Annotated in this window: 11 protein-coding genes; 7 read left to right on the top strand and 4 right to left on the bottom strand. The window is 42.0% G+C overall.

Going from position 1 to position 16,377, the window contains the following annotated elements; all coding sequences use genetic code 11:
* Positions 1 to 477: 477 nt before the first annotated feature.
* The 4 genes from DWW43_RS11190 to murC form a co-directional block, all read right to left on the bottom strand.
* Positions 478 to 1,677: a ribose-phosphate pyrophosphokinase gene (locus tag DWW43_RS11190; RefSeq protein WP_347475266.1), complete on the bottom strand. Its 1,200-nt coding sequence runs from the start codon at positions 1,675 to 1,677 to the stop codon at positions 478 to 480.
* A 96-nt stretch (positions 1,678 to 1,773) separates the two neighbouring features.
* Complete coding sequence (locus tag DWW43_RS11185; RefSeq protein ID WP_119963610.1) at positions 1,774 to 2,778, bottom strand: ATP-binding protein; 1,005 nt, start codon at positions 2,776 to 2,778, stop codon at positions 1,774 to 1,776.
* A 20-nt stretch (positions 2,779 to 2,798) separates the two neighbouring features.
* Positions 2,799 to 3,962 carry a DnaD domain protein gene (locus DWW43_RS11180; RefSeq protein ID WP_119963609.1) on the bottom strand — a complete coding sequence of 388 codons (1,164 nt, stop codon included), beginning with the start codon at positions 3,960 to 3,962 and terminating at the stop codon, positions 2,799 to 2,801.
* Positions 3,963 to 4,262: 300 nt separating this feature from the next.
* Positions 4,263 to 5,645, bottom strand: coding sequence for a UDP-N-acetylmuramate--L-alanine ligase (murC, locus tag DWW43_RS11175; RefSeq protein WP_119963608.1), 1,383 nt, complete (start codon positions 5,643 to 5,645; stop codon positions 4,263 to 4,265).
* 632 nt (positions 5,646 to 6,277) lie between these two features.
* On the opposite strand from murC, the gene DWW43_RS11165 reads away from it, so the two are divergent.
* The 7 genes from DWW43_RS11165 to DWW43_RS11135 all read left to right on the top strand — a co-directional run bounded on the left by DWW43_RS11165 (position 6,278) and on the right by DWW43_RS11135 (position 16,296).
* Positions 6,278 to 7,042, top strand: a complete 765-nt coding sequence (locus tag DWW43_RS11165; protein WP_165853069.1) for a YwaF family protein — start codon at positions 6,278 to 6,280, stop codon at positions 7,040 to 7,042.
* A gap of 82 nt (positions 7,043 to 7,124) precedes the next feature.
* Positions 7,125 to 8,576 (top strand): 4Fe-4S dicluster domain-containing protein, encoded by a 1,452-nt coding sequence (locus DWW43_RS11160; protein ID WP_119963606.1) that lies wholly within the window; start codon positions 7,125 to 7,127, stop codon positions 8,574 to 8,576.
* A 168-nt stretch (positions 8,577 to 8,744) separates the two neighbouring features.
* Positions 8,745 to 10,100, top strand: coding sequence for an ArsB/NhaD family transporter (locus DWW43_RS11155; protein ID WP_207666012.1), 1,356 nt, complete (start codon positions 8,745 to 8,747; stop codon positions 10,098 to 10,100).
* 421 nt (positions 10,101 to 10,521) lie between these two features.
* Positions 10,522 to 12,195, top strand: a complete 1,674-nt coding sequence (locus DWW43_RS11150) for an AMP-binding protein (RefSeq protein ID WP_119963604.1) — start codon at positions 10,522 to 10,524, stop codon at positions 12,193 to 12,195.
* A 78-nt stretch (positions 12,196 to 12,273) separates the two neighbouring features.
* Positions 12,274 to 12,720, top strand: a complete 447-nt coding sequence (locus tag DWW43_RS11145; protein WP_119963603.1) for a thioesterase family protein — start codon at positions 12,274 to 12,276, stop codon at positions 12,718 to 12,720.
* 560 nt (positions 12,721 to 13,280) lie between these two features.
* On the top strand, positions 13,281 to 15,323 hold the full coding sequence (locus DWW43_RS11140) for a fibronectin type III domain-containing protein (RefSeq protein ID WP_165853068.1): 2,043 nt from the start codon (positions 13,281 to 13,283) through the stop codon (positions 15,321 to 15,323).
* On the top strand, positions 15,310 to 16,296 hold the full coding sequence (locus DWW43_RS11135; protein WP_119963601.1) for a DUF4430 domain-containing protein: 987 nt from the start codon (positions 15,310 to 15,312) through the stop codon (positions 16,294 to 16,296). The genes DWW43_RS11140 and DWW43_RS11135 overlap by 14 nt, the downstream gene beginning before the upstream one ends.
* The last annotated feature ends 81 nt before the right edge of the window (positions 16,297 to 16,377 follow it).

Here is a 16,377-nt window from a genome sequence, read left to right as displayed (position 1 = left end):
AATATTTGTAATAGAAGACTTTGGCCTATTACATTCTGATGTGGTCACAATATTATTGTTTTTATTTTCATTGTACATAAATTTATTTCCTCTTAATTTCCGGCGCCTTTTTTGTCGACAAGGTCAGCTTACCAGAAATAAAAAGAAAAAGTTCATAAATGTAATGAATGGTATGTCTGGATGTAACAATTTGCACTTTTTACAAATAATTCGAACTGGAATTATTGACAAAAACCATGCTCATAACACAAAACCCCGCTTGCTTTCATCTCTATCGCAGGTAGGAATTGAAACATCAGTGGAACTTTCGTTATGAGATTTGCACTGGCTGTCAGCACTAAGCCCATGTTTGAGCCTGATAAGGCGAGTTTGGGCGACTGCTGACAAATAGGCGTGCAAATCGAATAGAAAGTGCAACGCGTTTCAATTCCTACCTACGATAGAGCTGGAAGTAAGCGGGGTTTGGGCTTTTATTAATTACATCTCATAATTATCTGAGATGGTATGTTTTTCTTTATACTCAGCGATACGTGCGTTGATTCGCTCAGCAGGATCTAACAACTCGCTGATAGAAGCATCATGATTCAAGTGATCAATAATCAGAGCGATGTATTTGCTCATATCGGCTGATTCGTACCAGTCCTTTTTGAACAGGTCAGGCATCTGGTAGGTCAGGTTGGTTGTGATGACCTTCTCGATCAGACCTTCTTCATGACACTTGTCGAATACTTCAAGCCCCTTTGTAAAGAGACCGAAAGTAGCGATACAGTAAACACGTTTTGCTTTTCTCTGCTTTAACTGTCTTGCAACATCGATCATGCTTTCGCCGGAGGCAATCATATCATCAATGATGATAACATCCTTGCCCTCAACAGAATCACCGAGAAATTCATGAGCAACGATCGGATTTCTTCCATCAACAACGCGTGAGTAGTCACGGCGTTTGTAGAACATTCCGACATCTACACCTAACAGGTTTGCGAAGTAGATTGCTCTGTGCATAGCACCTTCATCCGGGGAGATGACCATCATGTGGTTGTTGTCGATCTCAAGATCCGGTGTGGTACGAAGCAGGGTCTTGATGAACTGGTAGGTTGGACGTACATTCTCAAATCCACTCTTAGGGATGGCATTTACGACACGAGGATCGTGTGCGTCAAATGTCACAATATTGTCAACACCATAAGACTTTAATTCCTGAAGCATAACGGCACAGTCAAGAGATTCTCTGGAAGAACGCTTGTGCTGGCGGCTTTCATAAAGGAATGGCATAATTACTGTGATCTTTTTTGGTTTATCAGTCATAGCGGCGATCAGTCGTTTTAGATCTGCATAATGGTCATCCGGAGACATACGCTGTGGCTGGCCGGCCATCATATAAGTACAGCTGTAGTTGCCGACATCAACCATAATGTAGATATCTTTACCACGAACGGATTCATTCAGAACACCCTTTGCCTCACCGGAACCGAAACGTGGACAATCGGCACTGATCAGGTAAGTGTCAGCTTCATAACCGTGGAAGACAATGTTGTCTTTGTGTACATTGTCTCTGTTAGCTCTCCATTTTACGAGATAATGATCAACCTTTTCACCAAGGCCTGTACAACTTTTGTGAGCAACGATTCCGAGACTGCCCACGGGTATGGTTTCTAATTTGCTATCGTCTGGCATGATAAATATCCTCCATAATCTTATAGTGTAATGATCCGATACTTTATAGTGTAAGTATCATTGATAGTATATATGCAAATGCAGAAGACTGCAATGGCATCAATTAGAAGATTTATTCTGAATCATATCTTTTCGTTTCGTATAACGGATATTGGTTCCGTAGAGCTGCAACACTTTGAAGTCGCCAATAATCCTCGACATGATTCTTTCGGTATACCGGTCGGAAAGCTCCCGCATACTCAGGTTCGTAGAGATAAGAGTAGCAAGGGAACGATTATTCCGCATATTAATGATCTCAAATAACTGAGAATTGACAAATGTATTTGGCACTTCCGTACCGAGGTCATCAATGATCAGAAGTTCACAATTATATATATAATCGTAAAGTGCCATGTTTTCTTTTTCACGCACATTACCCATTATAATGCTTGATAAAATATTTTCAAATAAATTTATTGAAGTCAGATAAAGAACTGTATGTCCTTTGTCCAGTAATGCTTTTGCAATGCAGTTGGAAAGAAAAGTTTTTCCAAGTCCTGTTTCACCATAGATCAGAACGCCCGGATGGGATTTTTCAAAATGTTCCACATAGTCTTTACAAGCTGCCAGCGTATTCGATGCATTCTCGTATGGCGTGTGTTTGTGAATGCCATCCGGTTCTTTCGAATAGTAGGCAAGCGAAAATGTAGAGAAATTCTCCTGTTCGAGAATCCTGCGGATCGTGGACTGATTGTATAATTCATCAATGATCTGCTGCGTCATGCATTTGCATGGCTTTCCATCCAGATAGCCCGTATCCTTACAGAGAGGACAGTCATAGATGGGTTCCAGATAATTCTCAGGATATCCGTGTTGCTTCAGAAGTAATCTCTTTTTATCAGCCAGAGCTTTATTCCGGTGGGAGATATCGTTCGTATCAACAGTTATTTTGCGGATTCGATTCCTTGCTGCCTGGATAGAAGAGCTTGCAATCTTCTGATCGATCTCTTTGATTTCCGGAATTCTGTTATATACTTCATTTCTTCGGGTATCTGTCAGATTCGCATTTTCCAGTCGCTTTCGCTGCAGACCCGACAGTATACTATCATAATCTATATTCTTCATAATGTGTATATTTACCTTCGCTATCGAGAATTTATTTCATCAAGAAACAATTGCTCCATTTCATCAAGGGCTGATGACATATCCTTCTGCTGGAAAGAATTAAATGCATTTGGCTTGACAGTATATTGATTTGCTTTCTGTGATGATTTTTTCTTGTCCTCATGGAACTGGTTACTTGCTTTTTCGATATCATCAATGGACTTAACGCCCTGCTTTTTCCAACGCTTTAAGATTCCGTTTACATATGCAAATGTAACATCGTTTGGATGCTGTGCGATTCCCCTGTTGCAGGCTTCTATAATAATAGGAAGATCAAAGCCCATTTCTTTATTCCAGGAGTCCATCCACGCGATCTCGCCTGTGGTAGGGGCTTTACGGTTGATTCCAAGAGCCTTGAATACCGCACGGTAAAGGGGAGTCCCGTTTTCGGCAGCTTCTTTTGCTTCATCCAGAGTATGAATGCCTGCCTTATACCAGTTCTTTGCGATGCCCTCCGCGTACCGCAGATCTAATTTATCGATGCTGACACAGTATTCGATCAGGTATTCCATTACTTCGGTGGAAAATCCAAGCTGGTCATGTATATAGATCAGAATTTCTATGTCATTTACTGATAATTCTTTTCGGAAATAAGTCTCTGCCTCAAAGATAACATCGGCAAATGCGTCGTCTGCCTTTGCCTTTGCTGCCAGAGCGGCAGAATATGGCTGCTTTTCCGGAAATTCGGAGGCCGGCTCCTGAACTACAGTCGCCTTTGGTGCTGTTACTGCTGTATGTACCGGTTCACTGATTGGAGGAGCAGTAGGAGTGCCTGCTTTCTTTTCAGGGAACTTTAATAATGAAATGCTGTCAAGAGACAGAGAGGCATCATCCGTTTTCTTGTCCTTTTCATGTAGAGGAAGCAGCGTTATTCCTGTCAGATGACCGGAAGCATCATATTCCAGCCGCAGTACATCTTCGCTGATCCAGTACCGGATCGCACGGCAGATATCTTTTTCCGTAAGGTTAAAATGATCTGCAATACCGGCAACCGAGACCGGAGATTTGGAAGACATCAGTCTGACAAGATATAGATAGACTTTGACAAATTCTCCATTTGCGTCGGTCATGTAATAATCGATAAAATGATTTGATATCAGGGAAAATGTTTCCTTTGATTCTGTTGAAATTGTGATGTAGTCCATGGTAACTTTTCCCGCCTTTCATTGAAAAAAACTTCTATTACTTAAGAAGCGTTCACATTATAGCATGAGTTTTTTAAAAAGCAAATAGAACAAATAGTCGGTTAGAAAAATGAACAAAGATGTTGATTTTGTGGATAATGTGGAAAAGATGATCGATCGAATATTATTTAATACCATATTTTTGAAAAAGTGGGTAACTTCGGTACTTTCCGGTATATATCAGGTAAAATTTATGTAAACAAACAAATAGAGCCAAATGAGGAAAAGTCGCTCATCTGGCTCTGTGGATAATGTGGATAATTATTTTTTAATAAGTTCATTGCCGATAGAATCAACATTTCCGGCTCCCATAGTTATCAACAAATCATTTTTTTTGCAATTTTTCAATAAATAATTTTCAATGTCTGTAAAGGATGGCAGATAGAACGCATCTGTACCATAGGAAGCGATCTTTTCTGCAAGCTGCTTCGAGGATACCAGACCTGTGTCTTTCTCTCTGGCTGCATAGATGTCAGCAACGATGACATGGTCACAGACACTTAAGACTTTTGCAAAGTCATCGAAAAGTGCGTAAGTTCTGCTGTAGGTATGTGGTTGGAATACACACCATAATTCATGGTAATCGGTATTCTTTGCAGCGGCAAGGGTTGCGGCGATTTCCGTTGGATGATGTGCATAGTCATCCATGACTTTTACATTGTCGAGAATCGTTCCTTTATATTCGAATCTTCGCTCTGCACCCTTACAATGCAGCAGACCTGCTTTGATCGCATCGATTCCGATTCCAAGTTCTGTTGCGGCGGCAATAGCAGATAAGGAGTTGTATACATTATGCTTTCCAAATACATGAAGTGTGATGTCTGTAATCTTCTTTCCGTCAATCACAAGGGTATAAGTTGGGCGGCCAAATTCATCAAAGCGGATATTTGCAGCGCTGTAATGGTTCTTTGGATCTTCGCCGAAAGTAATAACCTGACACTTCAGATCTCTTGTTACGGTATCAAAATACTGCATATCACCATTTACAATGACTTTTCCGTTTTCAGGAGTCTTTGTTGCAAATGTGTGGAATGACTCAGCGATCTCTTCAATGCCACTGAAGAAATCCAAATGATCCGCATCAACATTTAAGATAATGCTGATGTATGGTTTGAATGCGTGGAAGCTGTTTGTATACTCGCAGGCTTCTGTTACAAAGTAATCAGAAGAACCTACACGGATATTTCCACCGATATCATCGATGATTCCGCCAACGGATATTGTCGGGTCAACGTCAGCCTCTAACATAATATAAGAAAGCATGGCAGTTGTGGTTGTCTTACCATGAGTACCGCTGACCGCGATGGAGTATTTGTAATTCTCCATGATCTGACCTAAGAGCTGTGCCCTTGTCAGCATAGGGATATTTTTAGCTTTTGCAGCCTGAAATTCTTCATTGTCCGGATGGATAGCTGCTGTATAGACGACAAGGTCGATCTGATCTGTAATGTTGCTTGCGGTCTGTCCGATGTTGATCAGAGCGCCCATGTCCGAAAGTTTATCTGTCATATTGGATGCTTTCATATCAGAACCGGTAACTTTGAACCCCTCTTTTATAAGGATCTCTGCAAGACCGCTCATGCTGATACCGCCGATTCCCATAAAATGTACATTTATTGGATGATTAAAATCAATTTTATACATGATGTTTCGCCTTCCTGAAAAGAATATTTGTGAGTATTATAGCATAGATAAAAAAGGAGTGGATTATTTTTTCATAAAAATTGAAAAGTTCAGAATTTAGTGTGCGATGCGGACAAAATGAAAACGAAAAATAGAAAATTATACGGTATCATGTCAAATATAGGCAGATTTCCGTGATTATTAACAGAAATTTGTCGCTTTTTTTGACATGAAAAACAAAAATAGTTCACAAATCGTTCATGAAATGTTCACATATATACTGTAACATACAACATGAAAGCTTTTCATATATTTGAATCCTTTCCCCCCTCATTTGGAGCCACCATTTTGGTGGCTCTTTTCTTTTTTAAATATAACAAAAGGTGCTTCCGTATATCCGTGCCGTGGTCTGGCGGTGTTATAAATATCTCACTGCGGTTTCTGTTCACTGCACATGTCTGATTCGTAAATGCTCCTGTGCTAACTCGTCCTTCGGACTCAGACAAGCACCCGCATTTACTGACAATGCGCAGTTCACGACGAAATCCTCGCAATGATATTTTATAACACCGCCAGACCATGGCGCGGATATACGGAAGCACCTTTTGCTCATTATATCGCATGAAATGTCTGGTTATGGAGATGATATAGGTATGTTTGGAGATTTTTTTCGATATTGGGATGAATTGCCGCAAGATGGTGGTTTTCGATTATTTGGATGGATTCATATTTGCTGGCTGGCTGGAATTATATTTGTATGTGTAATGACCGGTCATTATTATAGAAAGGCAGATGCTGCCGTTCAGGACAGGATCCTGAAGATGCTGACAAGTGTGTGCCTGTGTCTGGAATTAGGCAAGGATCTTTATCTTATACTGATCGGGGAGATGGGGATATCATATCTTCCGTTTGAGATGTGCGGACTGGCGATTTTTGTGGAACTGGGATTTGCATTTTTCCACCGGGAATTTCTGGGAGAAATTATGTGCGTGATCAGTATGCCCGGTGCAATGGCAGCACTGTTATTTCCGGACTGGACCAGATATCCGTTATTTAATTATATGCACATTAACACTTTTCTGATACATGGGTTGTTGGTTCTTGTTCCGGTTCTTGTTCTGACATCCGGCAGATACAGACCTTCTATAAAAAGAATCTGGCAGATCTTTTTGTTTTTGTTTACGGTTGTTCCTTCTGTCTATGTTATAAACAGGATCTGGGGCTGTAATTTTATGTTCCTTTGTTACCCATCCAATGGTTCTCCGTTTCTGTCTGTCTATCTGCAGCATGGCTATGTTCCATATCTGATCATATATGCCGTTACAGTCATTCTTTGTATTTTGGTTATATATGGAATACTGGACAAAATCGCTTCCTTTTGTGGTAAAAATGTGGTATACATTAATAGGAAGAATTAGTTGAGAAAAAAGTCATAATAAAAGAAAATATGCGCAGGAAGAACTGTGTATACGGAAGATAGAATACGGAGAATGAGAAAAAATGATAACAAACGATGCGACGCTTTTAAAAGTAAAACATGAAGTATTGTATGAAGTTGCCAAGCTTGCGTATGCCGGACGATTGGAGGAAGAAAGAGACAGTCTTCCTTATAAGATGGTTCCGGGACCGCAGCCGGCGTTTAGATGTTGTATCTACAGGGAACGTGAGGTTATAAGACAGAGAATCCGGCTTGCGGAAGGTAAAGCACCGGGTGCTGAAGATGACGGAAATATCGTACAGGTCATTAATTCTGCCTGTGAAGGATGTCCGATTTCCAGATATGTAGTAACAGATAACTGTCAGAAGTGTATGGGCAAAGCCTGTCAGGCGGCTTGTCGGTTTGGAGCGATCAGCATGGGACGAGATAAGTCCTATATTGATCCATCTAAATGTAAAGAGTGTGGACAGTGTGCAAAAGCCTGTCCTTATAATGCGATCGCAGATCTGGTACGACCTTGCATGAAGAGCTGCCCTGTGGATGCGATCTCGGTGGCCGATAATGGTACCGGTATTGCTGTGATCAATCAGGACAAATGCATCCAGTGTGGATCTTGCGTCCACAAATGCCCGTTTGGCGCGATCGGTTCTAAGACATTTATCGTGGATATCATTAAGAAGATGCGTTCGGATATTAAGGTATTTGCCATGCTTGCACCTGCAACGATCGGTCAGTTTGGTGCAGATATTACGATGGCAAGCTGGAGAACCGCTTTGAAGAAGATTGGTTTTTATGATGTTATGGATGTATCACTTGGAGCAGATATGACTGCCATGAGTGAGGCAAAGGAATGGATCGAAGCCAAGGAGAAGGGTGAGAAGAAGACAACCTCCTGCTGTCCGGCATTTAAGAACTATATAGAGAAGCATTTTCCGACATTAAAGGATGCGATCTCAGAGACAGTATCACCGATGTGTGCTGTATCCCGTTATATAAAGGAGAAATTTCCAGGGGCAGTTACTGTATTTATCGGACCATGTATTGCGAAGAAAGCCGAATCCATGTCAGGAGAAAAGGATACTGCGGATTATGCACTGACTTATGGTGAGATTCGTGCGATGCTCCGTGCAAAGGGTGTAAAGCTGGAGCCGGAAGAAGATACGGATGATCAGGGCAGTATCTATGGTAAGAAATTTGCAAATGCAGGTGGTGTAACCGCAGCAGTTCTTGAAAGTATGAAAGAACTTGGCTGTACCGGCGATGTATCCGTATGCAAATGCAGTGGCATAACCGAATGCAAGAAAGCATTGACGCTGATGAAGGTCGGAAGACTTCCTGAAGACTTTGTCGAAGGTATGGTATGTGAAGGGGGCTGTGTCGGTGGACCATCAAGACATCGTGATCCGAATCTTGCAATGCGGGACAGGAACGCAGCACTTGCTAAATCGTCGGATATATTGATCAAGGACAATCTGGACAAACAGAATGCAGAGTCGGTTGACATGATCCGTTAGTTATAAGAAGGTGATCGTAATATCGGATGAGGGGTCTTTCGATATTACAGGGAAAAGCAGAAACTATTAACAACAAAAGAAGATAAAGAAGAAAGTAAGAAAATTAAATGTCGCCAGACGAAACATAAAATAATCCGGGCGGCATTTTTTTCGATGGAGGTTACACGCATGGTAGCACAGATTTTGGCACTTGCCATTTTTGTAGTTATGTTCGGATTGATCATATCCGAAAAATTTGAGCGTCATGTTATCACATTGGTATGTGGATTGGCAACACTTGTTCTGGTATTTGGCGTAGCAATGCACAGCATGAATGCGGTACTTGAAACATTAAATATCAGAAACATTTTTACGCTTTCGTTCTGGTATGAGGCAGGAGCCTCCTCCGAGAGTACGAGTGGTATCAACTGGGCCACGATTATCTTTCTTGCGGGAATGATGGTTATGGTAGAAGGTATGGCAAAGGCGGGTTTCTTTCGCTGGCTATGTATGACGATCGCGAAAGCGGTTCGGTATAGAGTCATTCCGATATTTATTACATTCATGATCATGTCATTTGTCCTTGCTATGTTCATTGACAGTATCACGGTTATCCTGTTCTTAGCAGCAGTTACAGTGGAACTGGCGCAGCTTCTGGACTTTAATCCGATTCCGCTGATCCTGTCTGAGATCTTCTGTGCAAATCTGGGTGGATCTGCAACAATGTGTGGGGATCCTCCAAATATCATTGTCGGAACATCCCTTCGGTATTCGTTCTCTGATTTTATTACAAATACCGGCCTGATGGCGGTACTTTCACTGGTGGTTATTATTTTTTACTTTTATTTTTGTTTCAGGAAAGAACTCACAACATCTTCGGCGTCACAGACTTCGGAGAAAGATCATCCATCACCGGTATCTGCGATCACGGATAAACGGGCATTTGCCATTAGCTGCGTGATCTTTTTATGTGCGGTTGCCTTACTTATCACACATGCACAGACCGGACTGACAGTTGCATTTATCGGCCTGTTTATAGCAATACTGGTTCTTCTGACATCAGGAAAGAATATCGGACATATTTTAAAAAATGTAGATTATAAGACGATCCTTTTCTTTATTGGTCTGTTTGTAGTAGTCGGCGGTCTGGAGCAGACCGGTATTCTGGAACTGGCAGCCGGATTTATCGGGAAGGTAAGCCATGGAAATGCCAAGGTAATGATAGCCATTATTATCTGGGTATCCGCGATCGCAAGTGCATTTGTAGATAATATTCCATTTGCCGCAACCATGATCCCGGTTATCAAGACTCTGGCAGCATCGACAGGTGTGGATCTCTCGGTTCTTGCATGGACACTGGCAATGGGTACAGATATCGGTGGAAGTGCGACTCCGATCGGGGCATCGGCAAATGTTGTCGGAATGTCGATCGCGGCAAAAGAAGGTCATCCGATCTCTTGGGGCAAATATTGTAAGGTATCGGCTCCGGCATCCGTTATCGTTATTCTGATCTCGATGGTCTGCATCTATCTGCGGTATTTCTAAATTATAATAAAGGTGGAATATAACTGCAACCAGCTAATTATATATTGACATTACCAAAGATTTCGTAATGAGATGCATAGTGCCAGTAAATACGAGTGCCTGTTTGAGTCCGAAGGACGAGTTGGCACAGGAGTATTTACGAATCAGGCATATGCAGCGAATAGAAATCGACGTAAGTCAATATATAATTAGCTGGTTGTAGTTATAATTCCCCCGTTTTTTGTAAAAATGAACTGCAAAAAACTGTTGACAGATAAGTGAAATATGGTACTATAGGTAAAGTGGTTTTTAAAACTACGTTTGAAGTTAACGAAAAACTTGGAATAAAGTCTGGAAAAACCGAGAACGAAGTTGCAAAAACGTGAAAAAAGAAAACACATTTTCATTATATAGATCATTATTTTACGGAGGAACAGACAGTATGATAACAGAATTAAAGCCGGAAGAAGGAATTGCCGGAAAGTTTGTTAAGACAGCATTTGATGAGAATGGTGTATTAAGCAAGATTGAATTTACAAATGATGAGACCTTTAATTTTGCATTTGATGTAGTGGATGCATTAGCAGAAAAGACACCGGATAAGACAGCATTGATCTATGTGTCCAGAGATAAGGAAGAAAAGAAGTTTACATTTAAAGAGATCAAAGAGTATTCCAATATGGCAGCAAATTATTATAAGAGCCTTGGTATCAAGAAGGGCGACAGAGTGCTGCTTGTATTAAAGCGCCATTATCAGTTCTGGTTTACGATCCTTGCACTTCACAAGATCGGAGCAGTAGCAATTCCTGCAACCAATATCTTAAAAGTAGAAGACTACAGATACAGAATCGAAGCTGCAAATGTAAAGGCTGTTATATGTACAGCTGATGACAAGATTCCGGATGCAATGGCAGCCATCGATCCGGATGATAAGGTGATCAAGGTTATCGTAAATGGTGAGAGAGAGCATTTCCATCCATTTGATAAAGATATCCTTTCATTCAGCAAAGAATTTGCACGTCCGACTGGGGAAGATACAGTCTATGCACATGATACCATGATCATCATGTTCACATCAGGAACAACCAAGCATCCAAAGATGGTAGCACATAATCATCTGTATGCACTTGGACATTATATTACAGCAAGATATTGGCATAACGTAAAGACGGATGGTATTCATTTTACAGTATCCGATACCGGCTGGGGTAAGGCTCTCTGGGGCAAGCTCTATGGTCAGTGGTTATGCGAGACCTGTATCTTTGTTTATGATTTTGATGTATTCAGTGCAGACAATATCATGAAGCTTGTAGAACAGTACAAGATCACAACCTTCTGTGCGCCACCAACCCTTTACAGAATCCTTGTTAAGATGGATCTGAGCAAATACGACCTTTCCGCACTGACTTACTGCACAACCGCAGGAGAAGCCCTGAATCCGGAAGTGTTCTATAAATTCAAAGAGATGACAGGATTTACGATCTTTGAAGGCTTTGGTCAGACAGAGACTACACTTGCGATCGGAAATCTGAAAAATACAACACCGAGACCGGGTTCCATGGGTAAGGCAAGCCCACTCTATGATGTTCACATTATGAGACCGGACGGAACACTTGCTGATGTAGATGAGACCGGAGAGATCGTTATTAAGATTGCAGATGGCGAGCCATATGGTCTGTTCTCTACTTATAATAATAATGAGGAAATGACAAAAGAAGTTAAGCACGATGGTTATTACCACATGGGTGATACCGCATATATGGACAAGGATGGATATTTCTGGTTCGTAGGCCGTGTGGATGATATCATCAAGGTTGCCGGATACCGTGTTGGACCTTTTGAGATTGAAAATGAGATTATGAAGATTCCATATGTTCTGGAATGTGCAGTTACAGCTATACCGGATGGAACCAGAGGACAGGCGATCAAGGCAACGATCGTTCTGACAGAAGGAACGGTTGGCGATGATAATCTGAAGAAAGAGCTGAAGCGTTATTTCAAGGAGAATATGGCGAGCTACAAACGTCCTCGTGTGATCGAATTTGTCGATGAGATGCCAAAGACGATCAGTGGTAAGGTAAGACGTGTAGAGATCAAAGAGAAAGACTGGAAATAAGTACGGACGATCATCTGCCGAGACAGATGAAATGACACAGCCTGTGAGAAGCAGGCAGGAAATGGAGATGTTCATAAAATGATAGATATGGAAATTAAGCCATATGAGCGTATGGTTTATTACTATGAAACTGACAGAATGGGAATCGTTCATCATTCCAACTATATCAGATGGTTTGAGGAAGCGAGACTGGACTGGATGAAGCAAGTTGGATGGGATTACAAGACCATCGAGGACGACAATATTATTATTCCGGTATTGTCAGTATCAGCGGAATATAAGACCATGTCCAGATATGGAGATAACGTTGTGATCTATGTAAAGCTTGCAGAGTACACAGGCATCCGTATTGGATTTTCCTATGAAGTACATGACAAGAAGACCGGAGAGCTTCGGTGCGTCGGCACATCCTGCCATTGTTTGTTGGATGAGAAGAACAAGCCGGTGTTCATGCGGAAACGTTATCCGGAGAAGGATGCGTTCTTCAAGGAACTCATGAAGCAGCAGGCTGAAGAGAATGCGTAAATTACACAATATAACAAGGGGATAGTCAATATCCATTTTACAGCATACTTGCGTTCGTGTCTCACGTAACGGTACTAAATTCACCGCAGGGGCGATTCATTAAGGACCGACGTGAGACAAGGTCTGTAAAACGGATATTGACTATCCTCTTTTGTTATATTGTGTAATTTTATATTGCTGAGCAGTACTGTAAAACACTCACACCATGATCAGATCATTTCTTTATGCAGAACACTTTCGTTCTATTTCTCACGTAGCGGTACTAAATTCACCGCGGAGCGGTTCATTAAGGACCGACGTGAGAAAAGGTCTGCTAAAAGAAATATCTGATCCCGGTGTGGGTGTTTTTTATGTCGACATTTGTATTAGTGTTCCCCTGCCAGATCCTCTCTGTTGACACATTGTTTTATAATTGCTAGTATAGGCTTGATATAAGGGATTTCTGTGCGAAATCAGGTATTATGTATGAGCATTATGAATGAGATTGTTAAGAAAGATTATGAAGATTATGGCTGTAGGGCATGATTTATATCTTTATGAAATGGTATGAGGTAAGAAAGATGAAGGAAAACAGAGAGAAAATGTATAGATGGCGTTGGACAAAAATAGTTAGTTATATATTGGTAACGGTGATGACTGTTTCGCTGTTTGGGCAGATTGCTGCGAATGGCACATTGGGCGGAACTGGCAAACAGGCAGGCACAGGTGTGATCGCGGGGTTTAATCAGGTAGAGGCAGCTTCGGATGCTTCCATTGATTATAAGACGATTTTGGAGGAGACTTCTGTTGCTATTGAGAAAAAGCTCACAACCTATAAGGTGGAAGTGGCAGATGAAACAGGCGGAACTTCCATCGTAGACTGGTATGGACCTGCAAATGCTTCAATCGGCGGCGAGTGGGCTGTAATCGGAGAATGCCGCTATGGTATGAAGAATGCGCCATGGTATCGCGCTTATTATAATAATCTGATGGATATATTGAAAAAGACGGCAGAAGCAATGCAGGAATCTGCCGGTGGATCAACGACCGGAACAACGACAGGTGGAAATGAAAAGATTGTGCCGTTGAAGCTGGATAGCAGAAAGAGCACGGAGAATTCCCGTGCTATTCTCGCCCTTACATCTATGGGGCTTGATGCATCTGATATAGAGGGATATGATCTGACCGGTGCGCTGTCAGATATGACATATGTAAAAAAACAGGGAATCAATGGACCGATATTTGCATTGATCGCACTTGATTCGGGTAATTATGAGATCAAACCGCTTGCATCGGGAACAGCTAAGACACAGGTGACAAGAGAGAAACTGGTTACTTATATTCTGAATAATGAACTGAAGAATGGCGGCTTTTGTCTGTCGGGTACATCACCGGACCCGGATGTCACAGCGATGGCATTGCAGGCACTTGCTCCATATTATAAGGGAAGTACAGATGTTAGCGAACAGGTACGCGGTCAGGTGACAGAAGCTGTAAACCGTGGAATCCGTGTGCTGTCAGAGATACAGAATGAAGATGGAACATACAGCAGCTGGGGAACGAAAAATGCAGAGAGTACGGCACAGGTACTGGTTGCCTTATCCAGTTTGGGCTTGGATGGTGATACAGATGTTCGTTTTATAAAAAACGGACATTCCGTACTGGATGGTTTAGAGCAGTTTTATCTGACGGGAAAAGGTGCATTTGAGCATGTGGCTTCCGATGGTGGCAATCAGATGGCGACAGAACAGGCATTTTATGCGCTGGTATCCTATGACAGATATAAGAATAATAAAAATACTTTATACAATATGACAGATGCGGTGGATGCTCGTGTCATGGATCTTGCGGATTGTCAGGTGAAGATTCCCCGGACGACATACACATATGCAGGCAAGGCGATAACGCCTGCCGTCACTGTCAGCATGACAGGAATTGATGGAATATCAAAAGAACTGACTGCAGGAACAGATTATACAGTGACATATAAGAATAATACGAAGCCGGGAAAGGCGACTGTTCAGATATCAGGAACAGGAATGTATAAGGGAATGGTATCGAAGACAGTGTCTGTTTATCCGGCAAAGGCATCTGTGAAATCCGTCACAAATGCCAAAAAAGGTCTGACTGTAACATGGAAGAAGGTAACAGGAGCAGACAAGTATATCTTATATCGTAAGGCAGGTTCCGGGGCATATAAGAAATATAAAACCGTTTCCGGTGCAAAGACTTCTTATGTGGATACCGGTGCAAAAAACGGTACGACATATTCTTATAAGGTATGCGCCTATACTGCAGGTCTGCAGGGTAAAAATGCGAATACAAAGGCGGCATGCCGCGTGACTGCGGTTACTGCAAAGGCAGCAAAGGCAGGAAAAAGGAAGCTGTCTGTGTCATGGAAGAAGAACAGTAAGGCGAGCGGATATCAGATCAGGTACAGCTTGAAATCTTCATTTAGCGGAGCAAAGACAGTAATGGTCAGATCAGGAAAGACGATGACAAAAAAACTGACCGGTCTGAAACGAGGAAAACGGTATTATATAACAGTGCGGGCATATAAGACGGTGAAGGGTAAGAAATATTACAGCAGCTGGAGTAAGAAGATAAGATATGGCGTGGATTAAGAAACATCTGAAAAAGATAATAGGAATTCTGGTTGTACTGCTTATACTTGTCGGTGCGTACTGGTATGGAGGAAATGCACCCGGCTCCAGGGGATTTGGAAGGCCGGGAACGACTTCTGAAAATACAGAGAGTACGACACAGGAAGCGGTTTCCGGGGAAGCTTCAGATACAGAAGATGCTGAAGCGGAAATATCGGATGATGCAAAATGGGATGACTCATCGTCGTCAGGACAGGGTTCAATAAAGAAAAATCATAGTAAAAGGGATACGAAAAAAGACGATAAGGGCTCAGAAAAGGACAAGTCCGGAATCGTAACTCCGGATTATTCCGCCACGACGCAGGAGCATAAAAATGGAGATACGGATGTATCGGAGGATCCGGGGACAGATTCATCGCAGAGTACGGACAATAAGACTCCGTCAAATGGCGGCGGTTCATCGAAAAAAGATGGTTCAGGAACAGAACAGAGCGGACCGACGGAGCAGCCGGATACAGAGGTACCAACTACGGAGCAGCCGGGAGTACAGTCACCGACCACCACGGAGCAGCCGTCGGAAGACACTGTATATACTTGTACCATATCAATTAATTGCAGTAATATTTTATCGAACTGGGATATCTTTGATAAGACGAAGGCATCCTGTGTTCCTTCGGATGGCTGGATCCTTCGTGAGATGACGGTTGAATTTAAGAAGGGACAGACAGTTTTCGATGTGTTAAAGAATGTGACCCGGACAAGAGCCATTCAGATGGAATATTCATTTACGGCATTGTACGGAAGCTATTATATAGAGGGAATCAATAATCTTTATGAGTTTGACTGTGGCGAGCTGTCAGGCTGGGAATACTGCGTAAATGGGAAGTTTCCTGCATTTGGATGCTCAAAATATGTCCTGAAGGATGGGGATAAGATAGAATGGAAGTACACCTGTGATCTGGGTGCGGATGTCGGAAACCCATATTTTGAATAGGGAATACAGGAAGTATCGGCTTCGGACGACAGAGATTAATAAGGCAGAGGTTAATAGGACAGAATTTGATAAAACAGGAGA

The sequence above is a fragment of the Clostridium sp. AF15-41 genome (assembly GCF_003604095.1).
Classification (GTDB): domain Bacteria; phylum Bacillota; class Clostridia; order Lachnospirales; family Lachnospiraceae; genus Coprococcus.
This window is presented reverse-complemented; position numbering and strand designations above follow the sequence as displayed.

Coding starts and splice junctions, on each gene's coding strand:
- DWW43_RS11140 (WP_165853068.1), top strand. CDS start 13,281: ATGAAGGAAAACAGAGAGAAAATGTATAGATGGCGTTGGACAAAAATA.
- DWW43_RS11185 (WP_119963610.1), bottom strand. CDS start 2,778: ATGAAGAATATAGATTATGATAGTATACTGTCGGGTCTGCAGCGAAAG.
- DWW43_RS11160 (WP_119963606.1), top strand. CDS start 7,125: ATGATAACAAACGATGCGACGCTTTTAAAAGTAAAACATGAAGTATTG.
- murC (WP_119963608.1), bottom strand. CDS start 5,645: ATGTATAAAATTGATTTTAATCATCCAATAAATGTACATTTTATGGGA.
- DWW43_RS11180 (WP_119963609.1), bottom strand. CDS start 3,962: ATGGACTACATCACAATTTCAACAGAATCAAAGGAAACATTTTCCCTG.
- DWW43_RS11150 (WP_119963604.1), top strand. CDS start 10,522: ATGATAACAGAATTAAAGCCGGAAGAAGGAATTGCCGGAAAGTTTGTT.
- DWW43_RS11165 (WP_165853069.1), top strand. CDS start 6,278: ATGTTTGGAGATTTTTTTCGATATTGGGATGAATTGCCGCAAGATGGT.
- DWW43_RS11145 (WP_119963603.1), top strand. CDS start 12,274: ATGATAGATATGGAAATTAAGCCATATGAGCGTATGGTTTATTACTAT.
- DWW43_RS11155 (WP_207666012.1), top strand. CDS start 8,745: ATGGTAGCACAGATTTTGGCACTTGCCATTTTTGTAGTTATGTTCGGA.
- DWW43_RS11135 (WP_119963601.1), top strand. CDS start 15,310: ATGGCGTGGATTAAGAAACATCTGAAAAAGATAATAGGAATTCTGGTT.